This is a genomic window from Streptomyces triticagri, assembly GCF_003429565.1.
Taxonomy (GTDB): domain Bacteria; phylum Actinomycetota; class Actinomycetes; order Streptomycetales; family Streptomycetaceae; genus Streptomyces; species Streptomyces triticagri.
Genome location: NZ_QUAK01000069.1, coordinates 21848 through 30800, shown reverse-complemented (window position 1 = coordinate 30800; position 8953 = coordinate 21848). Strand labels below are relative to the sequence as shown.

The window sequence follows — 8953 nt, the reverse complement described above, 5'->3', positions numbered from 1 at the left end:
GGCGGCACGGGCCTCGCCGAGCGCCGTCAGGGCGTCGGCACGCGCGCGTGGCGGCGGTGCGGCCTGGGCGCGCGCGTGCAGGGCGGCCTGGGCGGTGAGCCGGTCGCGGCCCGCGAACAGGGCGCGGGACAGGGCCAGTGCGGTGTGCCGCTCGCCGAGGGAGAGATAGCGGTTACGGCTGGACAGGGCCAGGCCGTCGGTGTCGCGGACCGTCGGCACCGCGCGGACCTGCACCGGGAAGTTGAGATCGCGGACCATACGGCGGATCAGTGCCAGCTGCTGGGCGTCCTTCTGGCCGTAGAGCGCGACATCGGGGTCCGTGAGGTGCAGCAGTTTGGCGACGACGGTGAGCATGCCGTCGAAGTGGCCCGGGCGTACGGCCCCTTCGAGGCGCTCGCCCATCGGGCCCGCGGAGATCCGCACCTGGGGCTCGCCGCCCGGGTAGACCTCGTCCGTGTCGGGGGCGAACACCACGTCGGCGCCCGCCTGTTCGGCGACCCGGACGTCGGAGTCCAGGGTGCGCGGATAGCGGTCGAGGTCTTCGCCCGCGCCGAACTGCAGCGGGTTGACGAAGACGGTCACCACGACCTGGTCGGCGAGCTCCCGGGCGGCCCGGATCAGGCCCGCGTGGCCGTCGTGCAGGGCGCCCATGGTCATCACGACCGCACGGCTGCCGGCCGGGCCGGGGCGGCCGAGTGCGCGCAGTTCGGCTGCGGTGTGCAGCAGCACGGTCATCGGGGGTCCTCTCCGGCGCTGTCGGTGGTGCCGGGGCCCGTGCCGGTGCCGTCGCCGCCGTGGGCGAGCACGCCGAGCAGGTCCTCGGCGAGCTCCGGCTTCAGCAGGCCGTGCGCCAGGGCACGGTCGGCGGTGGCGCGGGCCATGGCGAGGTATCCGGCGACGGTGCCGGGGGCGTGCTTGCGCAGTTCGGTGACGTGCGCCGCGACCGTGCCGGCATCGCCGCGCGCGACGGGGCCGGTCAGCGCGCCGTCGCCGGATCGCAGGGCGTTGTCCAGAGCGGCGCCGAGCAGCGGTCCGAGCATCCGGTCGGGGGCCTCGACGCCGGCCGTGCGGAGCAGGTCCATGGCCTCGGCGACCAGGGTGACCAGGTGGTTCGCGCCGAGCGCGAGGGCCGCGTGGTACAGCGGCCGTGCGCTCTCCTCGATCCACTCCGGTTCGCCGCCCATCTCGATGACCAGGGCCTGGGCCGCCAGCCGCAGCTCGTCGGGCGCGGTCACGCCGAACGAGCAGCCCGCCAGGCGCTGGACGTCCACGGAGGTGCCGGTGAACGTCATCGCGGGATGCAGTGCGAGGGGCAGGCCGCCGGCCCGGAGCACGGGGTCGAGCACGCCGGTGCCGAAGCGTCCCGAGGTGTGCACGACCAGCTGGCCGGGTCGTACGGCGCCGGTCTCCGCGAGGCCTTCGACGAGGCCCGGAAGGGCGTCGTCGGGGACGGTCAGCAGGACGAGCTCCGCGCGCGCGAGGACCTCGGCGGGCGGTACCAGGGGGACGTCGGGCAGCAGGGTCGCGGCCCGGCGCACCGAGGTCTCCGAGACTCCGGAGGCGGCGACCGGCCGGTGGCCGGCGAGCTGGAGCGCGGCGGCGAGCGCGGGGCCCACGCGGCCCGCGCCGACGACGCCGACGGTGAGCCTGGCCGGGCGGTCCTTGGGATCAGGCTGTGGTGTTCGGTTCACGCGACGACGGCCTTCCGTTCCAGTCCGCATGGGGTACCGGACGTTTCTCGTCATGCTAACGCGAGCCCCCAGGACCCGTACCGGCCCTGTCCACAGGCGGCACGGGCCCTGCCGGGGTGGTCCACAGGCTGTGCGTCGGCGTACGCGCATGAGCCATGATCTGTGGATGACCACGCGCGCGCGGGACCAGCGTCACCGGCCGTACGGAGCCGACCCAGAGGACCGCGGTCGCCATGCCGCCGCCCTGCGCGGGGCGGAGCGCGTCCTGTCACGACCGAGCGCCGACCGTACGACGGGCGAATCCCTGGCCGCGCTCACTGCGGCCGCCGCGGAGGTCCACGACCCGGACGACGGAGTCGACGTCTACGGGGACGGGGTCGTGGCCGTCCTCGAGGAGCGGGTGGCCGGGCTGCTCGGCAAGGAGGCCGCCGCGTTCTTCCCGACCGGGACCATGGCCCAGCAGGTGGCGCTCCGATGCTGGGCGGGACGCACGGGGGACGCGACGGTGGCGCTGCATCCGCTGGCCCACCCCGAGGTGCACGGGCAGAGCGCCTTCGGGGCCCTCAGCGGCCTGCGGACGGTGCACCCGACGCACGAGCGACGGCTCCCGACCGCCGACGAGGTGCACGAGCACCCGGAGCCCTTCGGGACGCTGATGCTCGAACTGCCGCTGCGGGAGGCGGGTTTCGTCCTGCCGTCCTGGCAGGAGCTGGTGGACGTGGTGGCCGCGGCACGGGAGCGGGACGCGGTGGTGCACTTCGACGGGGCGCGCCTGTGGGAGTGCGTGACGCACTTCGGCCGCCCGCTCGACGAGATCGCCTCCCTCGCGGACAGCGTCTATGTGTCGTTCTACAAGTCGCTCGACGGACTCGGCGGAGCGGTCCTGGCCGGACCGGAGTCCCTGATCGCCGAGGCCACGGTCTGGCGGCACCGGTACGGCGGGCGGGTCTTCCAGCAGTATCCGACGGCGTTGTCCGCGCTGATCGGCATCGACCGGGAGCTGCCGAGGCTCCCCGCGTACGTCGCGCACGCGCGCGTGGTCGCCGAGGCGCTGCGGAAGGGACTGCACACGGTGGGCGTGCCCTACGCGCGCGTGCACCCCGAGGTGCCGATGACGCATCAGTTCCAGGTGTGGCTGCCCCGGTCCGCCGGGGAGTTGAACGAGGCGACGGTGCGGCAGGCCGAGGAGACCGGGACCGCCCTCTTCCGCCGCTGGATCGCGGGTCCGGTGCCGGACCTCGCGTACACCGAGGTGACGGTGGCCGCCGCCGGTCTGGACTGGTCGGCGGACGAAGTCCACGACGCGCTCGTGGACTTCGTCCGCCGACTGCCCCCGCACGCCTGACACGGGGCCCGGGCACGCGACCTCACGCGAGGCGTCCCAGGATCCGCGCGAGCAGGCCGGGCCTGCGCGGTGGCCGGGCCGCCCGGCGCGCCTCGCGCAGCTCGGCGATCACCCGCCAGTCGTCCCGGCCCGGGGCCGGCGGGATGGCCTCGCCGCGCTGCACGGCGCGGTAGACGTCCAGGGAGTAGGTCGAGGTGATGCTCATGGCGATGCCTCCGGTGCAGGTCACGAGTGGTGGGTGGTTCCCGGGGCCGACGGCCTCCGGACATCACCGACACTGCGCCCACCGGTGCCGCCCGGTCACGCCGATTGACCGGAGCCGTCAATCGACGGGGCCGTTGTCGTACCCACCGGGCACCATGGGGGTGTGAGTGTGAGCATCGACATCAGCGGACTGCAGGCCGAGCGGATCACCTTCGTGACCTCGCCCCTGGCCGAGCTGGGCATGGCCCTGCACGCGCTGAGCGAGCCGGGCCATCACCCCTCGCTGCGCGGCTGGTCGTCCGCCGTCTCGTCCTGCCTCGACCCGTGCCTCGCCGACCGTCTCTCCGAGGCGGACTTCCTGTGGCGTACGACGTTCTCCGACGTCTTCCTGCCGTTCGCCGGGCTGCCCGGGCGCGACGCCCTGCCGGCCGGGACGCTCGCCGAGGAGCTCGACCAGCTGGACAAGCTCACCGACCGCCAATTCGTGGACGCCGCCCTGGAGTTCACCTGCGAGTATCCGAGCACCCGCCCCGGTCCCGACGTACTGAGCGACTCCACCGCCCGGCGCCGCGCCCTGGACCTCGCGGCCGCCCGCGGGCCGCATCAGGTGGCCTTCACCCAGCGTCTGCTCGACGACCCGCCCGCCGTGCGCGGCTGGCTGCGGCGACTGATCGAGGAGTGCGACGAGGCGTTCTTCGCGGACGTCTGGACCCGGCTGCGCCCGGAGCTCGCCGCGGACGTCCGCCACAAGAGCGAGCTGCTCAGACACCGCGGACTCCCCGACGCCCTGTCGGCGGTGTCCCGCGCGGTCGGCCTCGACGAGCACGGCACCCGCATCACGGTCGACAAGTTCGCCGACGGCCGCACGGCGACCGGCTCCGGCAGTCTGGCCCTGGTGCCGACCAGCCTCGGCCGCCCGCACCTGATGGTCCTGCACCGGTACGGCTGGCAGCCCGTCCTGCACTATCCGGTGGCCGCGGAGGCACTGACCACGCGCGCGTCCGTCGAGCAGCTGACCCGGCGCATGGAGGCGCTCGCACATCCCGTACGGATCCGGCTCTGCCGCCATCTGGCCCGCGGTGCGTACACGACCGGCGAGCTGGCCGATGCGCACGGCATGACGGCACCGGAGATATCCCGCCATCTGACCGTGCTCAAGAAGGCCGGTCTGCTGACCACCCAGCGCCGCGGACGGTACGTACTGCACCAGCTCGATCTGACGACGGTGGCCCGGCTCGGCGGCGACTTCATCGAGAACGTCCTGCGGTGAGGTCCGTCCCGGAATGAAGCTGTCGGGCCCGGCCGGCACCCCGTCAGCCCGCGCCGCCCCCGCCGGCCCGTACCAGACCCGTCTCGTACGCGAGCACCACCACCTGCACCCGGTCACGCAGCCCGAGCTTGGTCAGGATCCGGCCCACATGGGTCTTCACCGTGGCCTCGGAGAGCACCAGACGCGCGGCGATCTCGCCGTTCGACAGGCCCTGGGCGACCAGGACCATCACCTCGCGCTCGCGGTCGGTGAGCCGCTCGAGCTCCTTGTGCTGCGGCCCCGCCCCGGTCTGCGGCAGCATCGGTGCGAAGCGGTCGAGCAGCCGCCGCGTGGTGGACGGCGCGACGACGGCGTCGCCGCTGTGCACGGCCCGGATGGCGGCGAGCAGTTCACCGGGCGGCACATCCTTGAGCATGAAGCCCGAGGCCCCGGCCTTCAGTCCGGAGAAGGCGTACTCGTCGAGGTCGAAGGTGGTCAGGATGAGCACCTTCGGACCGTGCTTCTCCGCGTCCTCCCGCCCCGCCGCCGCGGCGGCCTTGGCGGGCGCGCAGATCCGGGTCGTCGCCTCGACCCCGTCCAGACGCGGCATCCGGACGTCCATCAGGACCACGTCCACCGCCGTGGAGCGCAGCACTTCGAGCGCCTCCGCGCCGTCGCCCGCCTCGGCCACCACCTCCATGTCCGGCTGGGCGGCGAGCACCATACGGAATCCGGTGCGCAGCAGCACCTGGTCGTCGACGAGCATCACGCGGATCGGCTGGCTGTCCAAGGCGGTCCCTCCAGGACGTCGACGGCGGGGCGCCGCCGGCTACGGGTCGAGCAGCTACGGGTCGAGCAGCGGGGACGAAGCAGCGGCCGGTCGGCCACAGGTCAGATGGCGGGCTTGAGCGGCAGCAGGGCACTGATCCGGAACCCACCGCCCGGCCGCGGCCCCGCGTCCAGGGTCCCGCCGACCATACCGACGCGCTCCCGCATGCCGATGAGCCCGTGCCCGCTGCCGTCCGCGCCGCCGTCCTCGTACATCTCGTGCGGAGCACCCTTGCCGTCGTCCTCGATGAGCAGGCCGAGGCCGTCGTCGAAGTAGACGATGCGGACGCTGGCACCCGCGTGGTCGCCTCCGTGCTTGCGGGTGTTGGTGAGCGCCTCCTGGACGATGCGGTACGCGGTCAGCTCCACACCGCTCGGCAGCGGCCGCGGAGTGCCCTCGATCTTGAAGTCCACGGTCAGGCCCGAGTCGCGGCACTGCTCGACCAGCTCGTCGATCTGCTCGACGTCCGGCTGAGGCACGTACTCGCCGCTCTCGCGCTGCTCGCCGGTGCGCAGCACACCGAGCAGCCGGCGCATCTCGGCGAGCGCCTGCCGGCCGGTGCCCGAGATGGTCTCCAGGGCCTTGCGTGCCTGGTCGGGCGCGCCGTCGAGGACGTACGCGGCCCCGTCCGCCTGGACCACCATCACCGAGACGTTGTGCGCGACGACGTCGTGCAGCTCGCGGGCGATCCGGGCGCGCTCGGCCGCCACGGCGACCTTGGCCTGCGCCTCGCGCTCCTTCTCCAGGCGGTCGGCCCGCTCCTCGAGCTGCGCGAAGTACGCCCGCCGGGTCCGTATCGAGTCACCGAGCACCCAGGCGAGCACGAACGGGACCATGAGGAAGGCGGTGAAGAGGAAATTGCCCGCGGCGCTGACATTGTCCTCGGGCCAGCGCAGCTGCGAGATCGGCGCCGCGAGCAGCCCGCCCACCAGACCGAACCGGCGGGACCACGGAGCGCCCTCGGCAGCCGTCGAATAGATGATCACGAGCATGGCGAAGTTGGCCGGCATCGTCTGGACATCGACGATCACCTGGACCACGCCCGTGGCGGCGGCGAGCAGCAGCATCTTCTCCGGGGCACGCCGCCGCAGCGCCACCACCAGGGACAGCACGAGGCTGATCACCACGGCCAGCGCCTCCGGGCCGTAGCTGTTCACATCGGCCGTGGACGCCATCCCGACCACGCTCAGCAGGAACAGGACGACAGCCCAGAAGCTGTCGACACCTGTCGGGTGTCTGCGGAGGAAGTCGTAGAAGCGCTGCACGTAACCCAGCGTAGGTACGGCGCCCACGGCGCGGGGTCAACCGCAGGGCCGATCCCTGCGTCCGCCACGTACTCCCCAAGGTGGAGGCTGCCGGTCCAGTGGCCCGACCTGCATCGCCGGGCGCGCGGCCTAACCTCGTTGTCGTGACCACGGATATGACGAGCGGTGGCGGGCCGGCCGGTGCGGACGGGCCGACCCCTGCGGGCGGACCGACCGGCTGGCGCGAGGCGGCCGAGGCGGCGCTCTACGGCCCGGACGGCTTCTATCTCCGGGCCGAGGGCCCCGGCCGCCACTTCCGTACCTCCGTCCACGCCTCACCGCTGTACGCGGCCGCGGTCGCGCGGCTGCTGTGCCGCGTGGACGAGGCGCTCGGGCATCCGGACGAGCTCGCGTTCGTCGATCTGGGCGCCGGGCACGGCGAGTTGACGACCGGCGTCCTGGCGGCGCTGCCGGCCACCGTGGCGTCCCGCACGCGCGCGTGGGCGGTGGAACGCGCGGCCCGCCCGGCCGCCCTCGACGACCCGCGGATCGAATGGACCGGCACGCCTCCCGAGGGCGTCACGGGCCTGCTCTTCGCCAACGAATGGCTGGACAACGTCCCCTTGGACGTCGTCGAGACCGCCCCCGACGGCCGCCCCCGCCTCGTCCACGTCACCGCCGACGGCACCGAGACCCTCGCCGGCCCGCCCACCGACGCCGACGCCCGCTGGCTGGAGCGCTGGTGGCCGCTCGGCGCCGAGCCCGGCCTGCGCGCCGAGCCGGGCCGTACCCGGGACGAAGCCTGGGCGGCCGCCGTCGGCAGCCTCTCGGCCGGCCTCGCGGTCGCCGCCGACTACGCACACGCGCGCGTGGACCGTCCCGCCTTCGGCACTCTCACCGGCTTCCGCGAAGGACGCGAGTGCCGTCCCGTGCCCGACGGTTCCTGCGACATCACGGCGCACGTCGCCCTCGACGCCTGCGCGGCGGCCGGGTCGCTCCGGGCGGGCGGCCGGCAGCCGGTCCTCACCAGCCAGCGGGCCGCGCTCGCCGCGCTCGGCGTCTCCGGGGCACGCCCCCCGCTGTCCCTGGCCGCCACCGACCCGACGGCGTACGTGCGGGCGCTCGCGTCCGCGGGCGAGGCGGCCGAGCTCACGGCGCGCGGCGGACTCGGCGACTTCGGCTGGCTGGCACAGCCCGTCGCCGTGACGCCCGGACTGCTCGCCGGGCTACTTGTCGATGTCCCCGACCACGAAGAACAGTGAGCCGAGGATCGCCACCATGTCGGAGACCAGGGTGCCCGGCAACAGCTCGGCGAGGGCCTGGATGTTGTTGTACGAGGCGGAACGCAGCTTGAGCCGGTACGGAGTCTTCTCGCCCTTGGACACCAGGTAGTAGCCGTTGATACCGAGCGGATTCTCGGTCCATGCGTACGTATGGCCCTCGGGGGCCTTGAGGACCTTCGGCAGCCGCTGGTTCACCGGGCCGGGCGGCAGGTCGGCGAGCCGGTCGAGGCAGGCGTCGGCGAGGTCGAGGGCATTGTGGCTCTGCTCCAGGAGGCACTCGAAGCGGGCCAGACAGTCGCCCTCCTGCCGGGTGACCACCTTGAGGACGGACTGCAGCTCCCCGTACGCCAGATACGGTTCGTCGCGCCTGAGGTCGAAGTCGACGCCGGAGGCGCGCGCGATGGGCCCGCTCACTCCGTAGGCGTGCGCGGTCTCCGCGGTGAGTGCGCCCACGCCCCTGGTACGGCCGCGGAAGATCTCGTTCCCGAGCACCAGACGGTCGTAGACGTCCATCCGCGAGCGGACCGAGGCAACCGCGTCCCGGGCCCGCGACGTCCAACCGAGCGGAAGATCCTCCTTGAGGCCGCCGACCCGGTTGAACATGAAGTGCATCCGGCCGCCGGACACCTCCTCGAGCACCGCCTGGAGCTCCTCACGCTCCCGGAAGGCGTGGAACACCGGGGTGATTCCGCCCAGTTCGAGCGGGTACGAGCCAAGGAACATCAAGTGATTGAGTACGCGGTTGAGCTCGGCGAGCAGCGTCCGCAGCCAGACGGCCCGCTCCGGGACCTCCATCCCGAGCATCCGCTCGACGGCGAGGACCACACCGAGCTCGTTGGAGAACGCGGAGAGCCAGTCGTGGCGGTTCGCGAGCATGATGATCTGCCGGTAGTCACGCGCCTCGAAGAGCTTCTCGGCTCCCCGATGCATGTAGCCGATCACCGGCTCCGCATCCAGGATCCGCTCGCCGTCGAGGACGAGACGCAGGCGCAGCACACCATGGGTGGACGGATGCTGCGGGCCGATGTTGAGCACCATGTCGGTGCTCTCCGCGGCGCCGCCGATGCCGACCGTGGTCTCCGTCTTGGGACTCATGGCGGACAGTCTC

The 8953-nt window shown here is 73.2% G+C and carries 9 protein-coding genes; 3 read left to right on the top strand and 6 right to left on the bottom strand.

Annotated elements, in window-relative coordinates; all coding sequences use genetic code 11:
• Both panC and DY218_RS12750 read right to left on the bottom strand, forming a co-directional pair.
• On the bottom strand, positions 1-735 hold a 735-nt coding region (gene panC / locus DY218_RS12755), incomplete at its 3' end, for a pantoate--beta-alanine ligase (protein ID WP_128556099.1).
• A complete protein-coding gene (locus tag DY218_RS12750) occupies positions 732-1721 on the bottom strand; it encodes a Rossmann-like and DUF2520 domain-containing protein (protein ID WP_407703610.1) in 990 nt (329 codons plus the stop codon). The genes DY218_RS12750 and panC, both read right to left, overlap by 4 nt.
• 136 nt (positions 1722-1857) lie before the next feature.
• Between DY218_RS12750 and DY218_RS12745 the strand changes: the two genes are divergently transcribed.
• Positions 1858-3036, top strand: a complete 1179-nt coding sequence (locus DY218_RS12745; protein WP_128556097.1) for a threonine aldolase family protein — start codon at positions 1858-1860, stop codon at positions 3034-3036.
• Positions 3037-3058: 22 nt separating this feature from the next.
• Here DY218_RS12745 and DY218_RS12740 read toward each other — a convergent pair whose 3' ends face one another.
• A complete protein-coding gene (locus tag DY218_RS12740; protein WP_128556096.1) occupies positions 3059-3241 on the bottom strand; it encodes a hypothetical protein in 183 nt (60 codons plus the stop codon).
• Between the two features lie 162 nt (positions 3242-3403).
• On the opposite strand from DY218_RS12740, the gene DY218_RS12735 reads away from it, so the two are divergent.
• Positions 3404-4510 carry a DUF5937 family protein gene (locus DY218_RS12735; protein ID WP_128556095.1) on the top strand — a complete coding sequence of 369 codons (1107 nt, stop codon included), beginning with the start codon at positions 3404-3406 and terminating at the stop codon, positions 4508-4510.
• A gap of 43 nt (positions 4511-4553) precedes the next feature.
• On the opposite strand, the gene DY218_RS12730 is transcribed toward DY218_RS12735, so the two are convergent.
• Both DY218_RS12730 and DY218_RS12725 read right to left on the bottom strand, forming a co-directional pair.
• Positions 4554-5255, bottom strand: a complete 702-nt coding sequence (locus DY218_RS12730) for a response regulator transcription factor (RefSeq protein ID WP_128556102.1) — start codon at positions 5253-5255, stop codon at positions 4554-4556.
• 125 nt (positions 5256-5380) lie between these two features.
• The gene (locus DY218_RS12725; protein WP_128556094.1) at positions 5381-6583 is read right to left on the bottom strand and encodes a sensor histidine kinase; all 1203 of its coding nucleotides are present in this window, start codon (positions 6581-6583) and stop codon (positions 5381-5383) included.
• 155 nt (positions 6584-6738) lie between these two features.
• On the opposite strand from DY218_RS12725, the gene DY218_RS12715 reads away from it, so the two are divergent.
• On the top strand, positions 6739-7824 hold the full coding sequence (locus DY218_RS12715) for an SAM-dependent methyltransferase (RefSeq protein WP_128556101.1): 1086 nt from the start codon (positions 6739-6741) through the stop codon (positions 7822-7824).
• Here DY218_RS12715 and DY218_RS12710 read toward each other — a convergent pair.
• Positions 7789-8940, bottom strand: coding sequence for an NADH-quinone oxidoreductase subunit D (locus DY218_RS12710; RefSeq protein ID WP_128556092.1), 1152 nt, complete (start codon positions 8938-8940; stop codon positions 7789-7791). The two genes, DY218_RS12715 and DY218_RS12710, sit on opposite strands and share 36 nt — an antisense overlap.
• Positions 8941-8953: the final 13 nt, after the last annotated feature.